Annotated in this window: 21 protein-coding genes; 13 read left to right on the forward strand and 8 right to left on the reverse strand. The window is 73.1% G+C overall.

What is annotated here, in order from left to right; translation table 11 throughout:
* Nucleotides 1–15 precede the first annotated feature (15 nt).
* From IE251_RS06735 to IE251_RS06760, 6 genes are all read left to right on the forward strand, one after another.
* The gene (locus tag IE251_RS06735) at nt 16–1821 is read left to right on the forward strand and encodes an N-acyl-D-amino-acid deacylase family protein (RefSeq protein ID WP_189752174.1); all 1806 of its coding nucleotides are present in this window, start codon (nt 16–18) and stop codon (nt 1819–1821) included.
* On the forward strand, nt 1818–3272 hold the full coding sequence (locus IE251_RS06740) for an aldehyde dehydrogenase family protein (RefSeq protein ID WP_229896639.1): 1455 nt from the start codon (nt 1818–1820) through the stop codon (nt 3270–3272). Before IE251_RS06735 ends, IE251_RS06740 begins: the two co-directional genes overlap by 4 nt.
* A 118-nt stretch (nt 3273–3390) precedes the next feature.
* Nucleotides 3391–3828: a hypothetical protein gene (locus IE251_RS06745; RefSeq protein ID WP_189751964.1), complete on the forward strand. Its 438-nt coding sequence runs from the start codon at nt 3391–3393 to the stop codon at nt 3826–3828.
* A gap of 10 nt (nt 3829–3838) precedes the next feature.
* On the forward strand, nt 3839–5452 hold the full coding sequence (locus IE251_RS06750) for a peptidoglycan-binding protein (protein ID WP_189751965.1): 1614 nt from the start codon (nt 3839–3841) through the stop codon (nt 5450–5452).
* A gap of 10 nt (nt 5453–5462) precedes the next feature.
* Nucleotides 5463–6029: a protease inhibitor I42 family protein gene (locus IE251_RS06755; RefSeq protein ID WP_189751966.1), complete on the forward strand. Its 567-nt coding sequence runs from the start codon at nt 5463–5465 to the stop codon at nt 6027–6029.
* Between the two features lie 23 nt (nt 6030–6052).
* Nucleotides 6053–6439, forward strand: a complete 387-nt coding sequence (locus tag IE251_RS06760) for a hypothetical protein (RefSeq protein ID WP_189751967.1) — start codon at nt 6053–6055, stop codon at nt 6437–6439.
* Here the strand turns inward: IE251_RS06760 and IE251_RS06765 are convergent.
* Nucleotides 6408–7826 (reverse strand): CehA/McbA family metallohydrolase, encoded by a 1419-nt coding sequence (locus tag IE251_RS06765; protein ID WP_189751968.1) that lies wholly within the window; start codon nt 7824–7826, stop codon nt 6408–6410. The genes IE251_RS06760 and IE251_RS06765 overlap by 32 nt on opposite strands.
* Before the next feature lie 164 nt (nt 7827–7990).
* On the opposite strand from IE251_RS06765, the gene IE251_RS06770 reads away from it, so the two are divergent.
* Together IE251_RS06770 and IE251_RS06775 are read left to right on the forward strand one after the other, a co-directional pair.
* The gene (locus IE251_RS06770) at nt 7991–10576 is read left to right on the forward strand and encodes a bifunctional FO biosynthesis protein CofGH (protein ID WP_189751969.1); all 2586 of its coding nucleotides are present in this window, start codon (nt 7991–7993) and stop codon (nt 10574–10576) included.
* A 58-nt stretch (nt 10577–10634) separates the two neighbouring features.
* A complete protein-coding gene (locus IE251_RS06775) occupies nt 10635–11201 on the forward strand; it encodes a L,D-transpeptidase (protein ID WP_030779243.1) in 567 nt (188 codons plus the stop codon).
* Here IE251_RS06775 and IE251_RS06780 read toward each other — a convergent pair.
* On the reverse strand, nt 11194–11712 hold the full coding sequence (locus IE251_RS06780; RefSeq protein ID WP_189751971.1) for a DUF2165 domain-containing protein: 519 nt from the start codon (nt 11710–11712) through the stop codon (nt 11194–11196). The two genes, IE251_RS06775 and IE251_RS06780, sit on opposite strands and share 8 nt — an antisense overlap.
* A gap of 203 nt (nt 11713–11915) precedes the next feature.
* On the opposite strand from IE251_RS06780, the gene IE251_RS06785 reads away from it, so the two are divergent.
* A complete protein-coding gene (locus tag IE251_RS06785; RefSeq protein WP_189751972.1) occupies nt 11916–13031 on the forward strand; it encodes an ADP-ribosylglycohydrolase family protein in 1116 nt (371 codons plus the stop codon).
* Nucleotides 13032–13037: 6 nt separating this feature from the next.
* On the opposite strand, the gene IE251_RS06790 is transcribed toward IE251_RS06785, so the two are convergent.
* On the reverse strand, nt 13038–14597 hold the full coding sequence (locus IE251_RS06790; RefSeq protein ID WP_189751973.1) for a sodium:solute symporter family protein: 1560 nt from the start codon (nt 14595–14597) through the stop codon (nt 13038–13040).
* A gap of 131 nt (nt 14598–14728) precedes the next feature.
* Nucleotides 14729–15517, reverse strand: coding sequence for an SDR family oxidoreductase (locus tag IE251_RS06795; protein WP_189751974.1), 789 nt, complete (start codon nt 15515–15517; stop codon nt 14729–14731).
* Nucleotides 15518–15591: 74 nt separating this feature from the next.
* Between IE251_RS06795 and IE251_RS06800 the strand changes: the two genes are divergently transcribed.
* A complete protein-coding gene (locus IE251_RS06800) occupies nt 15592–16434 on the forward strand; it encodes a hypothetical protein (protein ID WP_189751975.1) in 843 nt (280 codons plus the stop codon).
* Between the two features lie 9 nt (nt 16435–16443).
* Here IE251_RS06800 and IE251_RS06805 read toward each other — a convergent pair whose 3' ends face one another.
* Both IE251_RS06805 and IE251_RS06810 read right to left on the reverse strand, forming a co-directional pair.
* Nucleotides 16444–18267, reverse strand: coding sequence for a DUF8823 domain-containing protein (locus tag IE251_RS06805; protein WP_189751976.1), 1824 nt, complete (start codon nt 18265–18267; stop codon nt 16444–16446).
* 202 nt (nt 18268–18469) lie between these two features.
* Nucleotides 18470–21028, reverse strand: coding sequence for a D-alanyl-D-alanine carboxypeptidase family protein (locus IE251_RS06810; RefSeq protein ID WP_189751977.1), 2559 nt, complete (start codon nt 21026–21028; stop codon nt 18470–18472).
* Nucleotides 21029–21209: 181 nt separating this feature from the next.
* Here IE251_RS06810 and IE251_RS06815 point away from each other — a divergent pair, with 181 nt between their 5' ends.
* The 3 genes from IE251_RS06815 (at nt 21210) to IE251_RS06825 (ending at nt 23489) form a co-directional block, all read left to right on the forward strand.
* On the forward strand, nt 21210–21965 hold the full coding sequence (locus IE251_RS06815) for a GOLPH3/VPS74 family protein (protein ID WP_189751978.1): 756 nt from the start codon (nt 21210–21212) through the stop codon (nt 21963–21965).
* Nucleotides 21966–22252: 287 nt separating this feature from the next.
* Nucleotides 22253–23110 carry a helix-turn-helix domain-containing protein gene (locus IE251_RS06820; RefSeq protein WP_189751979.1) on the forward strand — a complete coding sequence of 286 codons (858 nt, stop codon included), beginning with the start codon at nt 22253–22255 and terminating at the stop codon, nt 23108–23110.
* A gap of 187 nt (nt 23111–23297) precedes the next feature.
* The gene (locus IE251_RS06825; RefSeq protein ID WP_030779218.1) at nt 23298–23489 is read left to right on the forward strand and encodes a DUF397 domain-containing protein; all 192 of its coding nucleotides are present in this window, start codon (nt 23298–23300) and stop codon (nt 23487–23489) included.
* A gap of 145 nt (nt 23490–23634) precedes the next feature.
* On the opposite strand, the gene IE251_RS06830 is transcribed toward IE251_RS06825, so the two are convergent.
* Both IE251_RS06830 and IE251_RS06835 read right to left on the reverse strand, forming a co-directional pair.
* Nucleotides 23635–24141 carry a glutathione peroxidase gene (locus IE251_RS06830; protein WP_229896640.1) on the reverse strand — a complete coding sequence of 169 codons (507 nt, stop codon included), beginning with the start codon at nt 24139–24141 and terminating at the stop codon, nt 23635–23637.
* Nucleotides 24142–24190: 49 nt separating this feature from the next.
* Nucleotides 24191–25213 carry an ArsR/SmtB family transcription factor gene (locus tag IE251_RS06835; protein ID WP_189751980.1) on the reverse strand — a complete coding sequence of 341 codons (1023 nt, stop codon included), beginning with the start codon at nt 25211–25213 and terminating at the stop codon, nt 24191–24193.
* Between the last annotated feature and the right edge of the window lie 101 nt (nt 25214–25314).

Genomic DNA, 25314 nt, shown 5'->3' on the forward strand with positions numbered 1-25314 from the left:
CGTTGGCGGGTGCGGGTGCGTTGCAGCTGGTCGCGCGGTTCCCCGCGCCCCTGGGTAGGTCAGCGCCTCCGGTATCGAAGGAGTCACCCAGTGTTCGATCACGTCATCAGGGGCGCGTCCGTCGTCGACGGCACCGGTGCCCCCGCCTTCACCGCCGACGTCGGTATCCGGGGCGGCCGGATCGCCGCCGTCGGAAAGGCGGACGAAGCCTCCCGTACCGCCGAGGACGCCCGGGGACTCGTCCTCGCCCCCGGCTTCGTGGACCCCCACACCCACTACGACGCCCAGCTGTTCTGGGATCCGTACGCCACCCCCTCGCTCGGCCACGGGGTGACCACCGTGGTCGGCGGGAACTGCGGGTTCACCCTCGCGCCCCTGCACCCCTCGCGGCCCGAGGACGCCGACTACACCCGGCGGATGATGTCCAGGGTGGAGGGGATGTCCCTGGTCGCGCTGGAGCGGGGCGCGCCCTGGAGCTGGCACTCCTTCGGGGAGTACCTGGACGCCCTGGAGGGCCGGATCGCCGTGAACGCCGGGTTCATGGTGGGGCACTGCGCGCTGCGCCGCTGTGCGATGGGTGCGGAGGCCGTCGGCGGGCAGCCCACCGGGGAGCAGCTGCGCGCCATGCTCCGGCTGCTGCACGACGCCATGGACGCCGGCGCCTGGGGGCTGTCCACCACGCGGTCCGGGACCCACTCCGACGGGGACGGCCGCCCGGTCGCCTCCCGGTACGCGCGGCCGGCGGAGCTGCTGGCCCTCGCCCGGGCCGTCGGCGAGCACGAGGGCACCCAGATCGAGGCGATCGTCGCCGGCTGCCTGGACCGCTTCGCCGACGACGAGATCGAGCTGCTGGCCGAGCTGAGCGCGGCGGCCGGCCGGCCCCTGAACTGGAACGTCCTCACCGTCGACGCCGCCGTCCCGGACCGCGTGCCCCGCCAGCTGAGCGCGAGCGAACGGGCCCGGAAGACCGGCGGGCGGGTGGTGGCGCTCACCATGCCGATCCTCACCCCGATGAACATGTCCCTGGGCACGTTCTGCGCCCTGAACCTCATACCCGGCTGGGGGGCGGTCCTCGCCCTGCCGGTGCCCGAGCGCGTCGACCGGCTGCGCGACCCCGCGGTACGGGAGGAGCTGCTGCGCCGGGCCCGGTCCGAGGAGGCCGGGGTGTTCCGGCGGCTCGCCGACTTCGGGCGGTACGTCATCGGGGACACCTACAGCGCGGCCAACCAGGGGCTCACCGGCCGGGTGGTGCGGGACATCGCCGCCGAACGCGGCCAGGACCCCTTCGCCTGCCTGGTCGAGATCTGCGCCCACGACGGGCTGCGCACGGTGCTGTGGCCCATGCCGAGCGACAACGACCCGGCCTCCTGGGCGCTGCGCGCCGAGACCTGGCGGCACGAGGACGTCCTGCTCGGCGGCTCGGACGCGGGCGCCCACCTGGACCGGATGTGCGGGGCGCCGTACACCACCCGGTTCCTCGGGGACTGCCTGCGCGGCCGGAGACTGGCCGGGCTGGAGCAGGCGGTGCGGATGCTCACCGACGACCCGGCCCGCCTCTTCGGGCTGCGGGACCGGGGCCGGGTGGCCGAGGGATTCCACGCCGACCTGGTGCTGTTCGACCCGGAGCGCGTCGACGCGGGCCCGGCCCGGCTGGTGCACGACCTGCCCGGCGGCGGCCCCCGGCTGCACTCGGAGGCGATCGGTGTGCGGGCGGTGTGGGTGAACGGGGCGGAGACGATCCGCGACGGCGTGGTGACGGGGGCCGTGCCGGGCCGGGTCCTGCGCTCCGGGCGGGACACCCGGACGGTGAGTACACGGTGACCCGCGAGGGGCAGGCGCTGTTCGTCGGCGGGGAGTGGGTGGCCCCGGACGGCGGGCACTACCCGGTGACCGACCCGGCCACCGAGGAGAGGGTCGGCCGGGCGCCGGAGGCGTCCCCGGAACAGGCGCGGGCGGCCTGCGCGGCGGCCCGGGAGGCGTTCGGCGCCTGGTCGCGGACCCCGCCCGGGGAGCGGGCGGCGCTGCTCGGGCGGGCCGCCGGGATCATCCGGGACCGGCTGGGGCCGTACGCCGACCTGGCCCGCGCCGAGACGGGCGCGACCACCGGGACCGCCCGGGCGATGCAGGTCGGGGTGGCCGCCGCCCGCTTCGCCCGGTACGCGCGGGCGGAGCCCGCCGAGTGGCCCATCGCCCCGCAGATCAACGAGGCCGGGCCGATGGGGAAGGCCGCGGTGATGGGGGCGCTCGCGGTACGCCAGCCCGTCGGGGTCGTCGCGTGCGTCACCTCGTACAACAACCCGTGGGCCAACCCGGCCGGGAAGATCGCCCCGGCGCTGGCCATGGGCAACACCGTGGTGGTCAAGCCCGCCCCGCAGGACCCGCTGTCGGTGTACCGGATGGCCGAGGCGCTGGCCGAGGCCGGGGTGCCGCCCGGCGTGGTGAACGTCGTCTCCGGCCGTGCGGTCGCGGTGGGCGAGGCGGTGGTGGGGTCCGCCGACGTCGACATGGTCAGCTTCACCGGGTCCACGGCGGTCGGCCGGCGCATCGCCGAGGTGTGCGGGCGGGACATGAAACGGCAGCTGATGGAGCTGGGCGGGAAGGGCGCCGCGCTCGTCTTCGACGACGCCGACCTCGCCTCGGCCGTCGCCGGCATCGGCACCACCTTCTCCTTCTACAGCGGCCAGATCTGCACCGCGCCGACCCGGGTCCTGGCCCAGCGCGGGGTGTACGACCGGCTGGTGGAGCGACTGGCCGGGTACGCGCGCCGGCTGAAGGTCGGGGACCCGCGGGACCCCGGCACGGTGGTGGGGCCGGTCATCTCGGCGGAGCACCGGGCGCGGATCGAGTCGTACGTCGAACTCGGCCGCCGGGAAGGCGCGGTGGTCGTCACCGGCGGTGAACGCCCGCCGTCCGACCGGGGTTTCTACGTCGCCCCGACCCTGCTCGCCGACGGCCGCAACGACATGCGGGTGGCCCGGGAGGAGATCTTCGGGCCGGTGGTGACGGTGATCCCCTTCGACGACGAGGAGGAGGGCGTGGCCCTGGCCAACGACTCCGACTACGGCCTCCTCGACTACGTGTGGTCCGGTGACGTGGCCCGCGCCTTCCGGGTGGCGCGGCGACTGAGGGCCGGCGGGGTGGGCGTCAACACGGTCGGACGCAACATGGAGGCCCCGTTCGGTGGGTTCAAGATGAGCGGGGTCGGCCGGGACGTCGGCGTGTACGCGCTGCACGCCTACAGCGAGGTCCAGGCGCTGGTGTGGCCGGGCTGACCCGGCCCGCGCGTGAAGGGTGTGGCGGGCCCGTGCGGGGCCTGTGACACGTCGACGGGCCCCGGGACCAAGCGTGTTAGCCTCCCGCAGCCAGGGACCAACGCGACGGGGGAGCTTCATGGGCGCGTCCACGGACGGCTACACGGTCAGGTCCGGCATGGCCGGGCAGGCGACGGAACTGGACGGCGCGGGCGACGACGCCGGGCACATCGCCGAGGCGGTCCGCCCCGCCGGGAACCAGTCCGCGGACACGCTGGGCGGCGACGAGCCGGCGGCGGCGTTCGACGCGTTCGCCGCCGCCTGGGAGTCGGAGGCGACCACGCTGGAGTCGGCGCTGCACGAGCTGGCGGGCAAGGTCCGCCTGGCCAAGGGCGCGTACGGCGGCGCCGACCACACGGTGGCGACCCGCGCCGCGGCCGTCCCCGGCGGCCTCACCACGATGCCGACCCCGGCCGGTGGTGGTGCCGTGACCACCATGCCCACGCCGGCGGGCGGCGGCGCCGTCACCACCATGCCCGTGTACGCCGAGCGGCCGTCGGCCCTCTCCCGCTACTGAGGGGCCGACGATGACCGGATTCCTCGGCCCGCTGGACTCCCCGGCGGCCCGCCGCTCCTGGCTGTCCGGCCTGCGCGACAGCATCCCCGAGGCCGCCTCCAAGAACGACCTGCTGGACCAGATCGAAGGCGCCCTGTTCGTCCCCGCGCCACAGGGCGACCCCGCGACCCTGGAGTCGCTGGGCAAGCGCTACCGCGGCCAGGTCGACAAGGCCGGCGATCTGCACGACCGGGTGAACAAGGTGGCCCGCAAGGGCCTGCCCGAGGTGTGGACCGGAAAGACGAGCGTCCTCGCCTCCGACGGGGTGGCCGCCGCCGCGCGGGCCGCGACGGACATGGCCGAGGCGTTCGACGGCGGCGCCAAGGCGCTGTTCGCGCTCGCCGACGCCCTCGGCCACGCCCGGCGGCAGGACGCCGACGGCCGCGCCCGCCTGGAGGAGGCCAGACGGCGACTCGGCCCGAGGGAGGGCTTCTTCGACGTCGTCGACCGCATGATCGAGACCGACGAGGAGAAGCAGGCCCTCGCCGCGGCCCGGTCGGTCGCCACCGACGGCGTCGACCTGATGCACAAGGCCGCCGTCGCCGCCGACGACGCCGTACGCGCCGCCACCCGGGACCTGAACAAGTGGGCGGCCGAGGCCCGCGCCGGGAAGCTGCGCACCGGCGGACTGTCCGCGGTGGACCGGCTGATGCTCTCCGACACCAGCGGCAAGGCCGGCGCCGCCGACTACAACGAGATCCTCACCGCCAATGACCTGGAGCGCTCCGGGCAGGCCATGGACCGGCTGCCGGCGGCCGACCGGGCCCGGATGGACCACCTCCTCGCGGGCGCCGGGTCCCCGCAGGAGAAGGCGTACCTGATGAAGGCCCTCGCCGCGGGCCACAGCGTGGACGACATCGAGACGTTCGGCCAGAAGATCCACGGCAAGGACCCGGCCTGGCTCCAGCAGCACCTGTCCCCGATCGTCACCCAGGGCGACAGCCTGAAGGACGAGGGCGTCGACGCGGGCAGCGGTGCCAACGTCAACACCGACCTGCAGAGCTTCCGCGGCCAGCAGTGGGCGCAGGGCGGCGACGGCCGCGAGGGCACCTGCGTGGCCTCCTCCACCGTCACCGCCCGCGCCATGGTCGACCCCGTGTACGCCCTCTCGCTCACCGGCGGCCCCAGCGGCCAGGAGAACGACCCCGCCGCCTTCCGCCGCCGCCTGGTGGACGAACAGCACCGGGTGCACACCGAGGGCCACGGCGGCGCCGACTGGGACGGCATGGTCCTCGAGGGCAAGACCGAGGTCGTCAACAAGGAGATCAGCCCCGAGACCGGAAGCGCCTACGAACTACACGAGGTCAAGAGCGCGGAGGCCCGGCGCAACGTCCTGCCGGAGATAGAGAAGGCGGTGGCCGAGGGCAGGCCGGTGCCGATCGGCGTCGAGGGCTACGAGGCGGACGGCACCCGGCACGGACACGCCATGATGATCATCGGTCAGGAGGGTGACAAGCTGGAGATCTACAACCCGTGGGGCCAGACCACCTGGGTCAGCGAGGACGACTTCGTCAACGGCGGCATGGCGAAGGCCAGCAACAGCCAACTGCCCGACGCCTACGCGGTGCACCTGCCCCAGGACTGAGAGACCGACCATGACTTCCCGCACCACCCGGCTCGCCCCGGCCGCGCTCCTCGCCCTGCTCGCCCTCACCGGCTGCGGCACGGACGGCGGCACCACCGGCGCGCCCGCCCCCACCGTCGGCGGCACCAGCACCAGCACCCTGCGGGCCGCACCGGGCGGCGGCGGCACCGAGTACGGCATCGAGCGGCGGGACATCACCGTACGGCCGGGCGAGCGCTTCTCCCTCACCGTCCCCTCGGCCCCCACCCTCGGCGAGCACTGGTACCTCGCCGACCCGCGCCCCGACAAGGCGGTGCTGGCCTTTCGGGGCGAACACACCACCGGCGACAACAGCGAGGCCGACGGCAGCACCGGCTCCACCCGCTCCTTCGACTTCACCGCGCTGGCCGAGGGCCGTACGACGGTACGGCTGCTGCACTGCCCGCTGTACACGTGCACCGGCCCCGGCCCCGACGACCGCTCCACCCTCGGCCCCAGCCCCAGCGGTTCCCCGACCCCGTACCCCACGCTGACCGCCGACCCGCACGCCCACGGCACCGGCGCCGGCTTCTACGTCTTCACGATCACCGTCCGCTGACCCGGACCGGAACCGAGGCCCGTATGCCCCCTGCGCCCGACTCCCGCACCGACGACGAGGTCCTGGCCGCCACCGACGTCGCCGCCCTGCTGCGCCACGGCCTGACCCAGGACGCCCTCCGCACCGCCCTGTTCGGCGACGGGGCGGTGGCCGCCGCGGTCACCCTGGACCGGCTCGGCGTGCTGCCCCGCTCCCTGGTGTTCCTCGCCGGGATCGTCCGGGCGGGCGGGCTCGGGTACGCCGCCGGGCTGCCCGAGCCGCTGCCCTCCCCGGAACCGGCCGCCCTGCTGCGTCAGTGGCTGACCGGCGCCGCGCCGGCCGCCGCCACCCCGGGGGCCGAGGAACGCGCCGCCCGCTGGCTGGAGGCGGTCGCCGAGATCATCGCGCTGCGCCGGGCCACCCGCCGCTGACCGGCCCGAGGAACACCGGGTTGGTGAACGCGGCCATCGCCCCCGGCACCGGACCCAGCGCCGTCTCGTGCCGCACCTCGGCGCGGACATAGGCCGCGCGGGCCGGGGAGGTGCGCCACTCCACGGTCCCCGTGCCGGACACCGGCAGCGGCTCGCCGGTGAACACCAGGCCCTGGTCGGTGAGGAACCGCACCGCGCAGCGCGGCGCGCCGGACACCTGGAGCCGCACGGTCACCGGGGTGTCCGGGGCCACCGCCAGCCGCTCCCCGATCCCGGCCCGCCCGCCCCCCTCCGCCGTCACGGAGAAGTCCAGCGAGACATGGCGCGACTCGGCCACGTAGGACCGCCCGGCCCGCAGGCCCTCCTGGATCGCCTCCCGGGTCAGGCCGTCGGCGAGGACGACCGTCTGGGGCAGCCCGACCACGTCCGGATCACGGTGGGCGTCGCTGTTGCCCATCGCGGGCAGCCACGCCCGCTCGCCCCGCGCCGCCGCCACCAGCCGCGTGTCCCAGCCCGCGAGCGCCAGTTCCTCGTCGGGCGTCCACACCCCGTTCCACACCTCCACGGCGTCCGCCTCCGCGAACCCGAACCGCCAGGAGCAGCCCACGCAGTCGCCGTGCGGATGGGCCGGTACGACCAGACCGCCGGCCCGTCGGATCGCCCGCGCGAAGTGCGCCCAGCGGCCGTCGCGGGCCCGGTAGCGCCAGTCGACGAAGGTGCCCGGGTCGGTGCCGAGCGCGAGCACGTGCCCGTTGCGGGTGGTGACCTCCTCGCCGAGCAGCACCAGCAGGTCGTCGCCGGCGGCGTCGGCCCAGTGGGGGTGCGCGGCGTTGGTGTTGTGGTCGGAGCTGTTGACGAAGTCCAGCCCGGCGGCGCGGGCCAGCGCCGCGATCTCGGCGGGGGTGCGGCGGCCGTCGGAGTGCCAGGAGTGCAGATGGCAGTCGCCCCGGTACCAGTCCCGCCCCCGCCCCCGGGCCCGGTCCGGCGGGTACACCGGATCGGGTGGCGTTGCGGCCGGCCCCGGTGTCAGGGTGACGGTCACCTCGTAGGCCAGCCCCTGCGGGGCGACGGTGTAGGGGCCGAGGGCGATGTGCCAGGTGCCGGGGGTGAGCGGTCCGGGCAGATAGCCGGGGGTCGCCGCGTCGGCCCGCACGGAGAACTCGCTCCGCGCCCCGCCCGACCAGCCCCGGAACCCCCGCCCGCCGACCTCGGTCCCGCGCGGGTCGAACAGCCCGATGTCGAGCGCGTTGCCGGGGGTGCCGGGCGGGACGGGGGGTTTGTCGTAGGTGTAGGCGACTTTCAACTCTGCCGTGCCCGGCGGGACTTCGAAGGGGAGATACGCGAAGTCGGGCGAGCCGGGTGCGAAGGTGCCGCGCAAGGTCGTCACACCGTCAACGTAAGCCGGCCCAAGGGGGGCGGGACAGTGTCAATTCGCGCCTCCGCCGCGCGGGCACGACCAGCCACGGACAACCCGCGCGTACCCACGGCGAGCAACCCGCCCCGGCGCCCCACCCCCGTCGGCACTGATCACCGCGACCGTATGCTCAAGAGATGACGACTTCCGCGACCTCCGGAACCGGCCCCACCGAGAACTCCATGCGTCGCGCCCTCAAACGTGCCCGGGAAGGCGTCGCCCTCGACGTCGCCGAGGCGGCGGTGCTCCTCCAGGCACGCGGTGCGGACCTGACCGACCTCGCCGCCTCCGCCGCCCGGGTGCGGGACGCGGGCCTGGAGGCGGCGGGCAGGCCCGGCGTCATCACGTACTCCAAGAGCGTTTTCATCCCCCTCACCCGGCTGTGCCGGGACAAGTGCCACTACTGCACCTTCGCCACCGTCCCCGGCAAGCTGCGCCGGGCCGGCCACGGGATGTTCCTGTCGCCCGACGAGGTGCTGGACATCGCCCGCAAGGGTGCCGCCCTCGGCTGCAAGGAAGCCCTGATCACCCTCGGCGACAAGCCCGAGGACCGCTGGCCCGAGGCGCGCGAGTGGCTGGACGCGCACGGCTACGACGACACCATCGCCTACGTCCGCGCCATCTCCATCCGCGTCCTGGAGGAGACCGGCCTGCTGCCCCACCTGAACCCGGGCGTCATGACGTGGACGGACTTCCAGCGGCTGAAGCCGGTCGCGCCGAGCATGGGCATGATGCTGGAGACGACCGCGACCCGGCTGTGGTCCGAGCCCGGCGGCCCGCACTACGGCTCCCCGGACAAGGAACCGGCCGTCCGGCTGCGCGTCCTGGAGGACGCCGGCCGCTCCTCCGTGCCGTTCACCTCCGGCCTGCTGATCGGCATCGGCGAGACGTACGAGGAGCGCGCGGAGTCGCTGTTCGCGCTGCGGAAGGTGGCCCGCGCCTACCACGGCATCCAGGAGCTGATCATCCAGAACTTCCGCGCCAAGCCGGACACGGCGATGCGCGGCATGCCGGACGCCGAACTGGACGACCTGGTCGCCACCGTGGCCGTCGCCCGGCACATCATGGGCCCGAGCGCCTGCCTCCAGGCCCCGCCGAACCTGGTCGACGCCGAGTACGAGCGGCTGATCGGCGCCGGCATCGACGACTGGGGCGGGGTCTCCCCGCTGACCATCGACCACGTCAACCCCGAGCGCCCCTGGCCGCAGATCGAGGAACTCACCGAGCGGTCCCGGGCGGCCGGCTTCGAACTGCGCGAACGCCTGTGCGTGTACCCGGAGTTCGTGCGCCGGGGCGAGCCCTGGCTGGACCCGCGGCTGCGCCCGCACGTGTCCGCCCTCGCCGACCCGGAGACGGGCCTGGCCCTGCCGGACGCGGTCGTGGAGGGCCGCCCCTGGCAGGAGCCGGAGGAGGTGTTCACCGCCACCGGCCGCACCGACCTGCACACGGCCATCGACTCCGAGGGCCGCACCGGCGACCGGCGCGCCGACTTCGACGAGGTCTACGGCGACTGGGAGGCGCTGCGTGAGGCGGCGGCCCCCGGCATGGCCCCGGAGCGGATCGACGCCGATGTGCGCGAGGCGCTGCGCACGGCCGCCGACGACCCGACCCGGCTGACCGACGCCGAGGCGCTGGCCCTGCTGCACGCGGACGGCCCGGCGCTGGACGCGCTGTGCCGGGTGGCCGACGACGTGCGCAGGTCGGCGGTCGGCGACGACGTCACCTACATCGTCACCCGCAACATCAACTTCACCAACGTCTGCTACACCGGCTGCCGGTTCTGCGCCTTCGCCCAGCGCCGCACGGACGCCGACGCCTACACGCTGTCGCTGGAGCAGGTGGCGGACCGCGCCCAGCAGGCGTGGGAGGTCGGCGCGGTCGAGGTGTGCATGCAGGGCGGCATCCACCCCGATCTGCCGGGCACCGCGTACTTCGACATCGCGAAGGCGGTCAAGGAGCGCGTCCCGGGCATGCACGTGCACGCCTTCTCGCCGATGGAGGTGGTGAACGGGGCGACCCGCACCGGCATGTCGATCCGCGAGTGGCTGACGGCCGCCAAGGAGGCGGGCCTGGACTCCATCCCCGGTACGGCGGCGGAGATCCTGGACGACGAGGTCCGCTGGGTGCTCACCAAGGGCAAGCTGCCCACGGCCACCTGGATCGAGGTGATCAGGACCGCGCACGAGCTGGGCATCCGCTCCTCGTCCACGATGATGTACGGGCATGTGGACCAGCCCCGGCACTGGCTCGGCCATCTGCGCACGCTGGCCGGCATCCAGCGGGAGACGGGCGGCTTCACGGAGTTCGTGACCCTGCCGTTCATCCACACCAACGCCCCGGTGTACCTGGCGGGGATCGCCCGCCCGGGCCCGACCCTGCGGGACAACCGGGCGGTGACGGCGATGGCCCGGCTCCTGCTCCACCCCTGGATCCCCAATATCCAGACGAGCTGGGTCAAACTGGGCACGGAGGGTGCGGCGGAGATGCTCCGCTCCGGCGCGAACGACCTCGGCGGCACCCTGATGGAGGAGACGATCTCCCGCATGGCGGGCTCCTCCTACGGCTCGTACAAGTCGATCCGCGACCTGATCACGGTGGCCGAGGCGGCCGGCCGCCCGGCCAGGCCGCGCACCACCCTCTACGGCGAGGTCCCCGAGGAGCGGCAGCGGGTCGCCGAGGCGTCCGACGGGCACCTGCCCGATCTGCTGCCGGTCCTGGACTGAGTACGATTGTCCGACCCCCGATGCTGGACGGGGCCCCGTAGCGGAGGAGATGCGTCCCGTGGCTGCCCGACTGCCCTCGTGGGCCTGGGTCACCGGTCTGACGGCGGGGGCGACCGCGGTCGTCGTCGCCCTCGCCGTACAGGCGGACGCCGGGCCGCATCCCACGGCCGCCGCCGCGGCCCGGCCCGGCCCGTCGGCGTCGGCGAGCCCGCACCCGTCCGCTTCGGCGCACGCCCCGCAGGCGCCCGAGCTGCCGGACGACTCCGGCGACGGCCGCCGGATCGTCTACTCGCTGGGCGCCAAGCGGGTGTGGCTGGTCGACGCGACGGGCAAGCCGATCCGCACGTTCCCGGTGTGGCCGGGCACGGTCGCCCCGCGGCCCGGCCGCTACTCGATCACCCTGCGCACCCAGTCCCTCAAGGGCTCGGACGGCGTGGAGATCGAGCACGTCATGTACTTCACCAAGGCGGACGGCGTGAACGTGGCCTTCTCCAACGCGCTGGACGGCTCCTCCCCGCCCCCCGCGAACGGCCAGAAGCTGGGCGGCATCCGCCTGCACAAGGAGGACGGGGCCGCGCTGTGGTCCTTCGGCGACCAGGGCACGCGGGTCGCGGTGGTCAACTAGCGTCCGTTCCCGTCCGCGGCGGCCGGGCGGGAAGCTGGTTGACGATCAGCGCGACCCCGCTGATCAGGAAGATCCGGGTCGCCGCGTCCAGCCCGTTCCACGCCTCCGACTGCCACATGGCGAACCACTCGCCGCCGATCGCGATGAACCCGCCGCCGAACAGCAGCATCAGCATCAGCAGCCCGTAGGTGGACCAGCGCCGCGCGGAATCGTCCCTGCCCCGCGCCCACAGCGACGTCCCCCAGATCAGCAGCAGGGCCGCCACGCTCTCCCAGGCGATGATCAGCACGTAGGCGGTGTCCTCCAGGGCCGTGCTCGTCACGGCCCGCCACTTCAGGTCGCTGTCCTTGAACGTCGTGTCCATCGACAGCACGTGCCGGACGTAATCCTGATTGGTCCCGAAGTCGGTGATGTTCCCGAACGCGACCAGGGTGATGTAGAGGGCGAGTATGCCGGTGAGCGCCCCGGCGGCGAGCCGGAGGCCCGTGGGGCGGGTGGGAGTGGTGGTCATGGCTGGATTCTCTCCCGTCCAACACCGGCCTCGTCCACGGGTATTGAGCCAGAGGACCGGTGAACTCCGCGGATCGCTGGGGCGAACGCGGCCGGTCCGCCGGACAACGACCCGTGGGGACGGTTTTGTCCCGCTGAACGGGCCGTTCACGGTCGATTACAGTGCTGCGCGTCGTACAGGCGGGCGGTGCCAGGGGAGGTCTGGTGAGGGTGACGACCGGTGCCGTCTGGGGCCGTGCCGAACAGCAGGACTATCGCAGCAGGGTGCGCGGGACCCTGCTCGGGGTGGCGGTGGGCGACGCGCTCGGCGCGCCCGCCGACGCCCTCTCCCTGGACGGGATACGGGCCGCGTACGGCGCCGAGGGGCTGCTCGACCTGGCCCCCGGGCACGGCCGGCGCGGCACCGTCACCCACCACACCCAGCTGACCCTGTTCACCGTGGACGGGCTGATACGCGCCCAGGTACGGCGGGACACCGGCGCCTGGCACCCGCCGACCGACCTGCACCGGGCGTATCTGCGCTGGGCGGCCACCCAGCGGGACTGGGGCCCGGACGAGCGCCGCGCGGAGGACGGCTGGCTGGCCCGCGAGGAGTGGCTGTACGCCCGCCGCGACCCCACCCGGGCCCTGCTCATCGGGTTCGGCGACCGGACCATGGGCACGCTGGAGTCCCCGAAGAACCCGGACGAGCCGGGCCCCGAGGCGGTCGCCCGCTCGGCACCCTTCGGGCTGCTCGTCGGCTGGGAGCCGCAGCTCGTCGTCCAGCTGGCCGTGGAGTGCGCGGCCCAGACCCACGGCCATCCCGTCGCCTACCTCTCGGCGGGCGCGTACGCCGTGATCGTGCACGCGCTGGCCCGGGGCGACAGCCTGGACGGCGCCGTGCAGCGGGCGCTCGCCCTGCTCACCGCCCGCCCCGGCCACCAGCCGGTGTGCGACGCCCTCCAGCACGCCCTCGGCGCGGTACGGCAGGGCATGCCGACCCCGGCCCGGGTGGAGGAGCTGGCCGGCGAGGGCAGGGCGGACGGGCTGCTGGCCGCGTCCGTGTACTGCGCGCTGGTGGGGGAGGACGTACGGCACGGGCTGTGCCTCGCGGTCAACCAGAGCGGCCCGTCGGCGGCGGCCGGCGCCCTCACCGGGGGCCTCCTCGGCGCCCTGCACGGAGAGACGGCCCTCCCGCCGGCCTGGCTGGCCGAACTGGAGGGCCGCCCCACGCTCCTGGAACTCGCCGACGACTTCGCGATGGAGATGACCCAGGGCCCGGCGCTGCACGGACCCGCCGGGGCGTCCCCGGGGTGGCTGGCGCGCTACCCCCGGGCGTGAGACCCCCTACGGCGCCCCCACCACGTCGTCCCCCGCCTTGGCCGGCACCGGGACCGCCGCCGCCCCGTCGCCGTCGGTGTTCACCTTCTCGATGACCGCCAGCCGCTCCGGTGTGTCCTCCGGCTTCAGGCAACCGATGAGGATGTACAGGACCAGGGAGACCGCGAGCGGCACCGAGACCTGGTACTGGAGCGGCACGCCGCCGTCCACCTGCCAGCTGATGGGGTAGTTGACCAGCCAGAAGGCCAGCAGACCGGCCGCCCAGCTGGTGAGCGCCGCCGTCGGCCCGGAGCGGCGGAAGGTGCGCAGCAGCCCGAGCATCATCGGGATCGCGATCGGCCCCATCAGGCCCGCCACCCACTTGATGACGACCGTGATGATGTCCTTGAACGCGGGGGAGTTGACCTGGGTCGCGACCGCCATGGACAGGCCGAGGAAGACGACCGTGGTGACCCGGGCCGCGATCAGCCCCGAACGCTCGCCCCAGCCCCGCGCCCTGGCCGACAGCACCGGCGCGAGGTCCCGGGTGAAGACGGCCGCGATGGCGTTGGCGTCGGAGGAGCACATGGCCATGGTGTGGGAGAAGAACCCGACGATGACCAGGCCCAGCAGGCCGTGCGGCAGCAGCTGTTCGGTCATCAGCGCGTAGGAGTCGGAGCCGTCCGGCTTCCGCGCGTGCACCAGCAGCGGGGACATCCACATGGGGAAGAACAGCACGACCGGCCAGACCAGCCACAGGATCGCCGACAGCCGGGCCGAGCGCTCGGCCTGACGGGCGCTGCCGGTGGCCATGTAGCGCTGGGCCTGGTTCAGCATGCCGCCGTTGTACTCGAACAGCTTGATGAACAGGAACGCCAGCAGGAACACCGTGCCGTACGGGCCGACCAGCGGTTTCTCGTGGCCGTGCAGCGCGGGCTGGTCCCAGGCCCCGAGGAAGCCGATGTTCTTCTCGTTCAGCTTCACCACGACCGCGATGAACATGGACAGCCCGGCCAGCAACTGGATGACGAACTGGCCGAGTTCGGTCAGCGCGTCCGCCCACAGGCCGCCGATCGTGCAGTAGACGGCGGTGATCGCGCCGGTGATGAGGATGCCCTGGTTCAGCGAGATCCCGGTGAACACCGACAACAGCGTGGCGATCGCCGCCCACTTGGCGCCCACGTCCACGATCTTCAGCAGCATGCCGGACCAGGCGAGCGCCTGCTGGGTCGGCAGGTTGTAGCGGTTCTTCAGGTACTCCAGCGGGGAGGCCACGTGGAGCCGGGAGCGCAGCCGGTTGATGCGCGGCGCGAACAGCCTCGACCCGATGGCTATGCCGAGCGCGATGGGAAAGGACCAGGTGATGAAGGAGGTGACGCCGTAGGTGTAGGCGATGCCCGCGTACCCGGTGAACATCACGGCGCTGTAGCCCGACATGTGGTGCGAGATGCCGGACAGCCACCAGGGCATCTTGCCGCCGGCCGTGAAGAAGTCGGAGACGTTGTCCACGCGCTTGTGCGACCAGACGCCGATCGCGACCATCACACCGAAGTAGCCGATGAGCACGGCCCAGTCGAGACTGTTCATGTGCCCGATCGTGGTTCCGCTCACATGAACGCGACAAGCAACAGGAAGGTCAAGTCACGGTAAAATCGTTCGTTGTAGTGACCCCGATTCATATCCTTGAATGAGCGCGCCTGTTGGCCCGTCCTGCCGGACTACCGCATCACCTCCCCGGCGTTCACCAGCAGCGACTGCCCCGTGATCGCCCGCGCCCGGTCCGAGGCGAGGAACACCACCGCCTCGGCCACGTCCCCGTCGGTGGCCAGGTCCGGCAGCGCCATCCGCTCGGTCAGTCGCGCCCGCACCTCCTCCTCCGGCACCCCCTCCGCCCGCGCGGTCAGCCGCACGTACGCCCGGACCGGCGGCCCCCACATCCAGCCCGGCAGCACGGTGTTGACCCGGATCCGGTCCGGCCCCAGCTCCCGCGCCAGCGAGTACATCGCGCTGGTGAGCGCCCCCTTCGAGGCGGCGTACGCGGCCTGCCGCACCTCGGTCGGTGCGGCGAGCGCCGACTGCGTCCCGATGAACACCACCGACCCGCCCCCGCCCGCCCGCAGCGCCGGCAGGCACGCCCGGGTCATCCGCAGCGTCCCCAGCAGGTTCACGTCCAGGACCGCCCGCCAGGCCGCGAAGTCGGCGTCCGCCAGCCCGCCGAAGTGGGAATCCAGGGCCGCCACGTGCACCACCGCGTCGATCCCGCCGAACCGCTCCAGCGCCAGCGCCGCCAGCGCCTCGCACCGGCCCTCGTCGGTGATGTCGGCCGCCCGGTACGCCGTGCGCGTGCCCTCCGGGTCGATCGCGGCCGCCGCCCCGGCCAGGGCGGCCCCGGTGCGCGCCCCGAGCACCGCGTTCCCGCCCTCCCGTACGACGGCCGCGGCGACCCGCCGGCCGAGCCCGGCCCCGACCCCCGACACCACGACGGTCTTGCCCGCGAGCAGGGACATCGGAGCCTCCCCCGGTATGGCACTTCATCTGACGGAGCGTCAGAGTATGGGCCACCGCAGGAAAGGGGAACCGCGTGCACGACGACACCCACAGCGAGCGGTACGCCGAACTGGCCGCCGTAGGACCGTACGGCGTCCGCCCCGGACACGCCCTGATCACCCTGGTCGAACCGCACCCCGGGCACGAGTACGCCTACAACCGCTGGTACGAGGACGACCACTACTACGCCGGCGCGATGGCCATGCCCTGGATGTACGCGGGCCGGCGCTGGGTGGCGACCCGGGAGCTCCAGCTCCTGCGCTACCCGGAGGACTCGGCCGTCGCCCGGCCGGTCACCACGGGCTGCTACCTGTCCACCTACTGGATCACCGAGGGCCGCTACGACGAGCACATGAAGTGGACCGTCGCCATCAACCGCCGCCTCGACCGGGACGGCCGCGTCTGCCACGACCGCACCCACGTCTTCACGGCCTTCCAGGACCACGAGACGACCGTGTACCGGGACGGCGCCGCCGGACCGCGCGACGTCCACGCCCTCGACCACCCCTACCGGGGCCTGGTGCTGGAGGTCGTCGACGCCGAGTCGGCCGGGCGACGGGCCGGGCTGCTGGACTGGCTGCGCGCCCGCCACCTGCCCCGGCGGCTGGCAGGCTCACCGGCCGCGATGGTGACGGTCTTCCGGCCCACCCCTCTGCCCGGCGACCGGATGACCTACGTCCGCCAGGTCGAGGGCGTGGACACCCGGCTGACCCTGCTGTGGTTCCTGGAACGGGACCCCGGGGAGTGCTGGGCGGAGCACTTCACCGGGCTGGACGAGCAGGTGGCCGCGTCCGGCCTGGGCCGGGTGGAACTGGTGGCACCGTTCCTGCCGACGGTCCCGGGCACGGACACCTACGTCACCGAGCTGCGCGACTGACCGCCGCCGTCACTTCAGCCCGTCCGGGCACGGCGTACCGCGCGGCAGCTGGTACGGCGCGGCCAGCCGGTACGTCCCGGCCTTCGGCGCCACCAGCACCGTCCAACGGTCCCCGTTCGCGTCCTCCGGTGTGTGCGTAAGACATCCGTTGACGTTCCGGTATGTCTTGGGCGCACCGGAGGACTCCTGCGGCGGCTTCAGGCTCTTGCCGTGCTCGTCCACGACGCTCAGCCACGGCGAGTACGGGATCCGCACCAGCACCCGGCCGGGCTTGCGCACCCGCAGGGTCATCTCCACCTGGTCGGCACGGTCCACCACCGCGTTCGGCTCGGCGAGCGGCGCCGGGTCGGTCACCTTGAACAGCTGCCAGTTGGCGTCGCCCCAGACCTGCTTCAGATACGGCATCCCGCTGCGCAGCAGCTCCCGCTCCCGCTGGCCGCCGGAGCCGTCCAGGTCGTCCTTGGGCAGCACGACGTAGTGCACGGCCCAGCGCTTCAGCCACTCGTGGTAGTTCGCCGAGTTCAGCGTGTCGTCGTAGAAGAGCGGGTTGCGCTCCATGTCGGCCTGCCGGTTCCACCCGCGGGCCAGGTTGACGTACGGCGCGAGCGCGGAGGCCTCGCGGTGCGAGCGGGCCGGGACCACCTCGACGCGGCCCTTCTCGGCGCCGCCCTTCTGCAGCTCGTTCACCAGCGGGGCCAGCTCCCGCGCCCAGGACGCGGCCGGGGTGGTGTGGATGATGTCGTCCACCGACTTGTAGCCGAGCCAGCCGACGAACCCGAGGAAGGCCAGCACGGTCAGATACCACTTGCGGGACTTCGGCACGGTGTACGGCAACGCCGCGATCAGGGCCGCGCCCGCGAACATCATCGGCAGCCGCGAGATGTTCGACCCGATCTGCGAGCTGATCAGCCACACCAGCACCACGGCGACGCTGTAGACGGCCGCCGTCAGCCGGACGGTCACCCACCTCCTGGGCACCAGGAACAGGCACAGCAGGCCGTACAGCAGCGGCATGACCACCGAGCCGAACCCCATCGGCTGGGTGCCGGAGAACGGGAACAGCCAGGCCGACACCGCGACCACCGCCGACGGCGCGAGCCCCAGCGCCCAGGCGCCGGGCCGCCGCTTCTGGAGGAACAGGGCGACCGCGACCAGCCCCACGAACAGCCCCGCGACCGGCGAGGACATCGTGGCGAGCGCGGCCAGCGGGGCGGTGACCAGGGCCTTCGCCCAGCGCTTGGTCCGCCACCGGTGCGGCCAGCAGAACACCGCCGCGACCGCGCCGAGCGCGAACATCGTGCCGAGCCCGAAGGTCACCCGCCCGGAGATCGCGTTGCACAGGAACGCGAAGACCCCGGCGAGCGAGGCCCACAGCGGGTTCCGCACCACCCGGGAGCGGATCAGCACCAGCGTCAGCAGGCCCGCCGACACCGTGCCGGCGACCATCATCGTCGTACGGACGCCGAGCACCGACATCAGATACGGCGACACCACGCTGTACGACACCGGGTGCATGCCCCCGTACCAGGCGAGGTTGTACGCCGAGTCCGGGTGGCGGCCGACGAACTCCGCCCACGCGTCCTGGGCGGCGAGATCACCACCGCTGTTCGCGAAGGTGAAGAACCAGATGATGTGCAGCACACCCGCGAGGGCCGTGACCGACAGCACGGGGTGCCGCAGCAGCCGCCGGCGCAGCGCCCCGAGCCGGGTGCGCGGTTCCGCGGTCCGGCCGGGGGCGCCGCTGTCCGCGGCGCTTCCGGACAGGCGTATTCGCGCGTCGGCTCCCGGGCCCGGTTCGGCGTCGTCGGCGCGTGTCGGCTCCGCTGTGGCCACTGAAGGCACTCCCCGTGTCCCGTCTTCTGTTCTCGGCCGCTTCCACGGTGTACCCGGCCGCTTTCCGATTTCGTCCAGTTCGCGGCCCTGTCCCGCGTGACCGGCGACCTGCCCCGATTCGTGACGCTAGCACGCACCCCGTCGCAAAGGCTCCCGGGTTCTGCCCCGGCGACGGGGTGCGGTGCTGGGGGTGGGCCGGTGATCAGCCCAGACGGGTCAGCTTGGCGCCGAATCCGGGCTCGGCCAGATCCTTCTGGAGGGCGACCGGGACCTTGACCGCGGCGGCCGTGCCGTCACCCACGGTGAGCGTGCCGACCCGGGTGCCGGCCTTCGCGGTGTGCGGCACCGACCCGGAGGCGAAGGTCAGCCGCACCTTCAGCCCCGCCCAGCCGGCCGCCGTGACGTCCTCGGTGACCACGACCGGGGTGTGGCCGCCGAGCCGGTCGTCCACATAGCCGATCACATCGCCCTTCTTCAGGACCTTCGCCGAGGTCAGCGCCTCCTCGGCGGCGAGCAGCGCGGTCTTGCTGACCGCGTTGGCGGTGCCGAGGATCGGCGCCTTGTTCTGGCCGAGGACGGCGCCGACGATCGTGACCGTCTGCCCGCCGACCTTCTTGCGGGAGGCGAAGAGCAGATTGCCGCCGGCCTTGGTGGTGCTGCCGGTCTTGATGCCGATCGCGCCGATGCGGTAGGGCAGCTCGTTGTAGTTGGGCCAGTTGTGGCCGGAGGGGTCCGTCCAGCTCGCCGCGCTGGTGATGGCGACCAGGGCCGGGTCCTTGACGACCGCGCGGCCGAGCTTCACCTGGTCCTCGGCCGTGGAGACGGTGGTCTCCTTCAGGCCCGAGGGGTCGGTGTACGTCGTGCCGGTCATCCCCAGCTCCTTGGCGGTGGCGTTCATCTTCTTGACGAACGCCGCCTCCGAGCCCGCGTCCCAGCGCGCGAGCAGCCGCGCGATGTTGTTGGCGGAGGGGATCATGACGGCGGACAGGGCCTGCTTCTCGGTGAGGTGGTCGCCGGCCTTGACGGTGTTCAGCGTCGACTCGCCGTCCTTGTCGTAGCCGCCCTCCTTCTCCGCCTTCGCGTCCACCTTGATCTTCGGGCCCTCCTGCCCCGGCTTCAGCGGGTGCTCGCGGAGGATGATGTAGGCGGTCATGGTCTTGGCGACCGAGCCGATGGCCACCGGCTTCTGGTCGCCGAAGTGACCCATCGTGCCGATGCCGTCGCCGTCCACCCAGCCCTGGCCCTCGCCCGGCCAGGGCAGCCGGGTCGCGCCGCCGTCGAACGTGTACGTGTCCTCGGCGGTGAGCGCGAGGGCGGGCGCCGGCAGCGGACGGAACGTCTGTACGACCGCGAAGATGATCGCCAGGAGCAGGACCAGCGGGGTCCAGATCTTGATCCGGCGCACGAGCGTGCGGACCGGGGTCTCCGGGGGCGGCGGCGTGTTGGTCAGCTCCGCCAGCAGGTCCAGCGGGGGCTTGGGCGGCAGCGGCTGCTGGGTGGTGCGCTCGGGACCGATCCGGGGGACGGCGGTGGTGGCCTCGGACGCGGGGGCCTTGCCGGCCGGGGGAGTGCCGTCCTTCGGCGCGGGGGCCTTGCCGCCCGGGCGCATGTCGTCCTTCAGCGCCACGAACTTGCTGGTGCGCTCGGACTCGGACTCGGACTCGGCGGGCCCGGGGCCGGCGGACTTGGGCTTGCCGGTGTCACCGACCTTGAGCATGGTGGTCGGCTGATCGACGGCGGGCTTCTTGGGCTGTACGGCCTTGAAGACGGTGGTCGGCTGATCGACGCCCGCGGCGGCGGCAGCGGGCTTGCCGGAGCCGCCGGGCTCGGTGCCGGGGGTGGCGTCCTTCTTCGCGTCGGCCTTGGCGTCGGTGTCGTTCTTTGCGTCTGCGTCTATGCCGGCCTTGGCGTCCGTGTCCGCGTCCGCGTCGGGCTCGGCGTCGGCCTCTTCCTTCGCGTCCGCCGTGCCCTTCACGTCGGCGTCGGCTTCCGCCTCCGGCTCGTCCTTCGCGGCGGCAGCGGAGTCCCCGTCAGCGCCGCCGTCGGCGTCATCCTCGCCGGCGACTTCCTCCTTGGCGTCGGTGTCGGCCTTGCCGTCGACGTGGTCGTCGTCGTGGTCGTCGGCGGCGGCCTTCGTCTCGGCCTTCGCCTCGGCATCCGTCCCGTCGCCGTCCCCGGCACCGGTGTCGGACGACCCCTCAGAACGGGCCCCGGCGGGCGAGTCGGACGACTCGTCCCCCTCGCTCTCACTCTCGCCCTCGGCGTCCCCGTTGTTCCCGCTCGGCGAGTCGTCGGCGTCCGCGTCGGCGTCGGCGTCGCGGTCGGCCGCAGGGCGGGACGAGCCCCCGGCCTTCCCGTCGGACGAACCCCCGCTCACCGCCGCCTCGTTGGACGACCCCTCGTCCTCGCTCCCCGTGGCACCGGTTTCCTTTGCAGTCGCGTCGGTCCCCGGCTTCCGGATCCACGCCGAGACGGCCGCGCGCAGTTCCTTGTCCCCGCCGGCCGGGACGGACTCCTCGGCGCCGGACGGCTCTTCGGGCCCGGCCGGCGTCTCACGCTCGGCCGGGGTTCCGGGCCGTACCGTCAGGACCTTCGTCGCCGTGTCCGTACCGCCGGCCGGGGAATCCTCTTCGCGGGCCACCGTCAGCCGCGGATCGCGCGTCTCGGGAACCGAACCCGCGCTCTGGGACGTCGGTTCCGCCGACGACTCGCGCTGCTTCGACCTGTCGGGGGACTCGCCCGCCACCGATGCCTCCTCCATGCGCCGCGCGCTTGCGCGCGCGCCCTGTCCGAACCATGTACCAGTGTCCTGTGTGAGGGCATGGCCCCTGCGGTAGACGAGAACGACATACCTGCCGGTTCCCTTACGAACCGGTCACGCACCCTCGACAGACCAATGTGAGAGGGGTCACCCTGTCATTCATCCACGCGGGGAGGCATGGATGGGCAGGAGCCGCAGAACACTTCCGGAGGAGCTTCTGTTGCTGGCACTGGACCCGGCCACGGGTACCACTGCGCAGCCGCAGTCGCTCGACCTCGGTCTGGCCGGTGCACAGCTAGTGGAGCTGGCGCTGGCCGGACGGATAGCCCCAGACGGGGATCGTATCGCCGTGGTGGTGCCACGGCCGACAGGAGATCCGACTCTGGACAGCGCGTTGGAGTTGCTGCGAAGGCGTGGCGCTCCGGTACGTGCCGTCCACTGGATCGGCGGGCCCCGGCTGGGGCTCAGGCAGACCTATCTGTCGCATCTGGAGCGGTGCGGCATGGTCGCCGCCGTACCCGGCCAGATGTGCGGGGTGCTGCCGACCACGCGTTACCAGGCGACCGACACCGCCATCAGCCGGGAGATCCGAGCCCGGCTGGATTCCGCGATCCGCACCGGCGTACCACCGGACCCGCGGACCGCGGCGCTCGCCGCCCTGGCGCACGCCGTCGGGCTCGGCAAGCACCTGTATCCGGGGAACGAGGGACGCTCGTCCCGCTCCCGGCTGCGGGACCTGATCCGGCACGACCCCATGGGCGGGCTCGTCGCGCACGCCGTCATGGACGTACAGAACGGCGCGGCGGCCCAGCCGCGCCGGGGCTCGGCCCCGGCCGGCCGGCAGGCCGCGCCCGGAGCCAGGGTCGCGGCGGAACCCGCACGCGGGGTTCCCATGCAGCCGCGCCACGGGTCCATGGCCCGTGCCGTGGCCCACTGAGCCGCACGCACGACCGCGGACCGGGCCACAGGCCCGGTGCGCACCCGCCCGGTACGCACAGACCCGGTTCGGGAGCCGCTGGTCGGAGCGGGACGGTGGGACCGCTGTCGTGGTCCCGCCGTCCCGCTCGACTGCGTCCACCCGTTCGACGGGCTTCGAGGGACGTCGTCGATGGGCGTTGCATATCCGCCGTTTCCCAGCGCGGCCAAGCGCCTTGGTGGCAGTCTGCTCAACAGCAGATACGCAAAGTGTTGAGTGGCAGGCAGGCAGCCGGAGGTGCACGTCCCGTGGCGTCCAATGTCAATCCCACCGTAAGGCGACGCCGACTGGGCCAGGAGCTGCGCAGACTCCGCGAGCTCAAGGGCATGACGGCCGAGGAGGTGGCGGAGCGACTGCTGGTGTCGCAGTCGAAGATCAGCAGGCTGGAGAACGGCCGGAGGAGCATCAGCCAGCGCGATGTGCGCGACCTGTGCGGGGTGTACGAGGTCGAGGACAAGCGGATCGTCGACTCGCTGATGGAGATGGCCCGGGACTCGCGGCAGCAGGGCTGGTGGCACACCTTCGGGGACATCCCGTACAGCGTGTACATCGGCCTGGAGACCGACGCGGAGTCGCTGCGGGTGTACGAACCGCAGATCGTCACCGGTCTGCTGCAGACCCGTCCCTACGCCGAGGCGCTGGTGCGCGGCGCGCTGCCGGAGACCTCGGCGGACGAGATCGAAAAGCGCGGCGAGGTGCGGATGCGGCGGCAGGAACGCATCACCACCGAGCGCAACCCGCTGCGGCTGTGGGTGGTGCTGGACGAGGCCGCGCTGCACCGGGTGGTGGGCAGCAGGCTGGTGATGCGCGAGCAGTTGGAGCACCTCATCGAGCTGTCCGAGCTGCCGCACGTCACCGTGCAGGTGCTGCCGTTCGAGGTGGGCGCGCACCCGGGCATCAACGGCCAGTACGCGATCCTGGAGTTCGCCGACGCGGCCGACTCCAGCGTGGTGTACCTGGAGGGCGTCACGAGCGACCTGTACCTGGAGAAGGCGCAGGACGTGCAGAAGTACGCCGTGATGTACGAGCACTTGCGGGCGCAGTCGCACAATGTGGAAGTGTCCCGGCAGTTCATCGCGGAAGCGGCGAAAAGGTACGCCGACTGAGACGAGAGGGCACGGGCGCGGGATCGTACACCGCCGGTCCGCTTCAGTGGAAGGCTCGCCCGGAATATGCCATCCGGTCGAGTGAACGGCCCCTCCAGCGGAGGAAGTTGCCCGCTAGCGTCGATCATGCCAATCGGACGACACGGTTGGCGCGTACCGGACCACCGCAACCGCAACAGGAGTGGACATGGCACTGATTCAGGGCGCTTCGGAGACGTGGATGAAGTCGTCGTACTCCGGGGGCAACGGCGCCTGCGTCGAGGTCAAGGCGCCGACCGCCGCCGAGCTCGCCGTCCGTGACTCCAAGGACCTCGAGGGCCCGGTGCTGGCCTTCCCCGCCGACGCCTGGAACGCCTTCGTCGCCTCCGTCAAGGCGTAAGGCCCTCCGGCAAGGCGGTAAGGGTCCTTCCCGGCACCGCCCGGCACGACAACCGCATACGCAGCACCGAAGAGCCCTCTCGACCAGTCGCCGTCCTAGCCGAGAGGGCTCTCCCTTTTTCCTGCCTCTTCACGGGCCGCCGGGCTCAGCCCAGCTGGGACTCGATCGCGGCGACGACCTCGGCCGAGTCCGGCTCGGTCTGCGGCGAGAACCGGGCGACGACCCGGCCGTCCCGGCCGATCAGGAACTTCTCGAAGTTCCAGCGGATGTCCCCGCTGTGCCCCTCGGCGTCGGCGAATCCGACGAGCCGCTCGTACAGCGGGTGCCGGCCCGGGCCGTTCACCTCCACCTTCTCGGTCAGCGGGAAGGTGACGCCGTAGGTCGCCGAGCAGAACTGCGCGATCTCCTCGGCGCTGCCCGGCTCCTGCCCGAGGAACTGGTTGCAGGGCACGCCCAGCACGGTGAAGCCGCGCGCCGCGTAGCGCTTCTGCAGCTCCTCCAGCGCCGAGTACTGCGGGGTCAGGCCGCACTTGGAGGCCACGTTCACGATGAGGACGGCGTCGCCCGCGAACCGCGGCAGATCCGCGGAACCGCCCTGGAGGGCACCGATCTCGACGTCCAGCGGGGAGCCGCTGTGCTCAGTAGTCGTCATGCCACCGGATGCTAGCCCCCGGTCCTCCCCACCTCTGTCGCTGTTGGCGTTACGCGTCCGGCCCGCCCGTCTCAGTCCTGGTTGTTGTCTGGGTCCCGCATGCCTGGGTCCCGCTCGCCTCGACCAGTACGTCCCCCGCCGTCGTCCGCACGTACAGCACCGCCCGTCCGGCCCGCCGCCGCTCCACCAGACCCGCCTCCCGCAGCACCTTCAGATGCCGCCCGACGGAGCCGAGGCCCTGCCCGGTCACGGCGGTCAGCTGGGTCGTGCTCATGGGCGAGCCGAGCAGCACGAGCACCCCGGCCCGGGCCGGCCCCAGCAGCGCGCTCAGCCCCGCCGGCACCGTACGCCCGCCGTCCCCGGCCAGCACGCCGGCGCAGGGGTAGACCACGGCGTACCGCTCCCGCTCCGCCCAGGACACCCAGCCCTGCCGCTGCGGGGTCACCGGCACGAAGAGCAGCTCGGCGCCGGAGATGTCGCGCGGCGGATACTCGTGCAGATTGACCTGGAACCGGTTGTCCCCGAGCCAGCGCGTCCCGCCCGGCCGCAGCCCGCCCAGCGCGCTCGCCCAGCCGCCCCGGCTCACCTGCGCGGTCCGCGCCAGCACATCCGCCTCCAGCACCCGCCGGCGCCGCTCCCAGGAGGGCCGTACGGTCTCCTCCCACACCCACTCCAACAGCGTGGCCGCCCGCTCCGCCAGGTCGTCCCGGTCGAGCACGGCGGGCAGCGGCCCGGCGAGCGAGAGCCGCAGATGGGCGCGGGCGGCACCGGGAGCGACCGCGCGCACCCGGCCGACCTCCGTGGCGAAGTCCTCCCCGGGGCGCGGGGTGGGCGTCAGGAAGTCGGCGATCCACTCCCGGCCCAGCCCCGCCCGCACCAGCCGCGCGGTCACGGGGTCGGCCGCGAGCCGGGCCCGGTAGGCGGGCAGATGGGCACCCAGCCAGGCGTGCTCCCCGGGATGTGCCCCCTGCCCGGAGTGCAGCAGCTTCAGGCACCCGAAGGTCTCGGCGAGCGGCGAGACGACGAACCGGCTCCGGGCGAGCGTGTCGGCGTCGAGCTGCCACCACCCCATGCCAGCCGTACCCCCGGGACTCCACGCGTACGACGTTCCGCGCCCGGCGTTCCGTACCAGGCATGACCTTTCGCGTGCGGGCGAAACAATAACGGGCGCTC

This window comes from Streptomyces eurythermus, from assembly GCF_014649115.1.
Lineage (GTDB): Bacteria > Actinomycetota > Actinomycetes > Streptomycetales > Streptomycetaceae > Streptomyces > Streptomyces eurythermus.

Coding starts and splice junctions, on each gene's coding strand:
- IE251_RS06790 (WP_189751973.1), bottom strand. CDS start 14,597: ATGAACAGTCTCGACTGGGCCGTGCTCATCGGCTACTTCGGTGTGATG.
- IE251_RS06825 (WP_030779218.1), top strand. CDS start 23,298: ATGGCACTGATTCAGGGCGCTTCGGAGACGTGGATGAAGTCGTCGTAC.
- IE251_RS06815 (WP_189751978.1), top strand. CDS start 21,210: ATGGGCAGGAGCCGCAGAACACTTCCGGAGGAGCTTCTGTTGCTGGCA.
- IE251_RS06755 (WP_189751966.1), top strand. CDS start 5,463: ATGACTTCCCGCACCACCCGGCTCGCCCCGGCCGCGCTCCTCGCCCTG.
- IE251_RS06780 (WP_189751971.1), bottom strand. CDS start 11,712: ATGACCACCACTCCCACCCGCCCCACGGGCCTCCGGCTCGCCGCCGGG.
- IE251_RS06795 (WP_189751974.1), bottom strand. CDS start 15,517: ATGTCCCTGCTCGCGGGCAAGACCGTCGTGGTGTCGGGGGTCGGGGCC.
- IE251_RS06745 (WP_189751964.1), top strand. CDS start 3,391: ATGGGCGCGTCCACGGACGGCTACACGGTCAGGTCCGGCATGGCCGGG.
- IE251_RS06810 (WP_189751977.1), bottom strand. CDS start 21,028: ATGGAGGAGGCATCGGTGGCGGGCGAGTCCCCCGACAGGTCGAAGCAG.
- IE251_RS06835 (WP_189751980.1), bottom strand. CDS start 25,213: ATGGGGTGGTGGCAGCTCGACGCCGACACGCTCGCCCGGAGCCGGTTC.
- IE251_RS06830 (WP_229896640.1), bottom strand. CDS start 24,141: ATGACGACTACTGAGCACAGCGGCTCCCCGCTGGACGTCGAGATCGGT.
- IE251_RS06750 (WP_189751965.1), top strand. CDS start 3,839: ATGACCGGATTCCTCGGCCCGCTGGACTCCCCGGCGGCCCGCCGCTCC.
- IE251_RS06760 (WP_189751967.1), top strand. CDS start 6,053: ATGCCCCCTGCGCCCGACTCCCGCACCGACGACGAGGTCCTGGCCGCC.
- IE251_RS06770 (WP_189751969.1), top strand. CDS start 7,991: ATGACGACTTCCGCGACCTCCGGAACCGGCCCCACCGAGAACTCCATG.